Genomic DNA, 1,020 nt, shown 5'->3' with positions numbered 1-1,020 from the left:
CCATGAAGCCGTCTATGACGCGGTGGAAGGCGACGTTGTCATAGGCGCCTTGGCGCACCAGCTTCTTGATCTGCTCGACATGCTTTGGCGCCAGATCGGGCCGAAGCGCAATGGTGACGTCTCCGTCCTTCAGCGTGATGACCATGGTGTTTTCCGGGTCGGCGGCGAAGGCCGAGACCGATGCGGTCACAAGGCCGGCAAGCACAACGAGGAACGAGGCGAGCTTTTTCAGCTGCATATCTATCTCCGGAATCTTATTTCGCGAATTTGGCGGTGAGCGCACCGGCAACCGCCGCCGGCACGAAGGGGCGGATGTTGCCTCCCATAGAGGCAATCTGGCGGACAAGTGTGGCGGTAATGGTGCGCACGGACGGGCTGGCGGGCAGAAAAACCGTCTGCAACTCAGGTGCCATAGTCTCGTTCATGCCGGCCATCTGCATCTCATAGTCGAGGTCGGTGCCGTCGCGCAGGCCGCGGATCATGATCGAGGCGCCGTGCTTCCTGGCGGCGTCGATGACCAGCCCCTCGAAGGCGACGACCTTGATACGGGCACCATCGCTGCCGAATTCCGCCTTCGCCGCCGTCTCGATCAGCTTCACCCGCTCCTCGAAGGAAAACAGCGGCTGCTTGCCCGGATGGATGCCGATCGCCGCATAGACGATGTCGGCCACGGCCAGCGAAGCCTTCAGCACATCCAGATGGCCGTTGGTCAGCGGGTCGAAGGAGCCGGCATAGAGGGCGATGCGTTCGGTCATGGCAGGTGCTTCTAATGCATGATCCCAAAAAGTGGAAACCGGTTTTTGCGGACAAACGGTTTTTCGTTTGTCCTAGAGATCATGCTCAAATGAAAGCTAGAGCCTGTTCCGTCTTCCGTCCACCAAGATGGAACAGGCTCTAGCGAGCCTCTCTCGCAAAGGCAAATCCGATCGGGGCGCCGGCCGTGAACCTTTTCCGGCACATGAACGACAGATGAACACGCTGATCACGAAGCCTTCACGCAGCGTTCACTAGGTTGCACCT

The 1,020-nt window shown here is 59.6% G+C and carries 2 protein-coding genes; both read right to left on the bottom strand.

Annotated elements, in window-relative coordinates; translation table 11 throughout:
- Positions 1 to 238 (bottom strand): peptidylprolyl isomerase (locus EN969_RS32735; protein ID WP_206525306.1); only part of this gene is annotated, 238 nt, incomplete at its 3' end.
- 16 nt (positions 239 to 254) lie between these two features.
- A complete protein-coding gene (coaD, locus tag EN969_RS32730; RefSeq protein ID WP_063167940.1) occupies positions 255 to 755 on the bottom strand; it encodes a pantetheine-phosphate adenylyltransferase in 501 nt (166 codons plus the stop codon).
- Between the last annotated feature and the right edge of the window lie 265 nt (positions 756 to 1,020).

The sequence above is a fragment of the Mesorhizobium sp. M7A.F.Ca.CA.003.01.2.1 genome (genome assembly GCF_003998945.1).
Lineage (GTDB): Bacteria > Pseudomonadota > Alphaproteobacteria > Rhizobiales > Rhizobiaceae > Mesorhizobium > Mesorhizobium ciceri.
This window is presented reverse-complemented; position numbering and strand designations above follow the sequence as displayed.

What these genes read in the sequence shown, in the direction of transcription:
- coaD (WP_063167940.1), bottom strand. Translation starts at nt 755, where the DNA reads ATGACCGAACGCATCGCCCTCTATGCCGGCTCCTTCGACCCGCTGACC.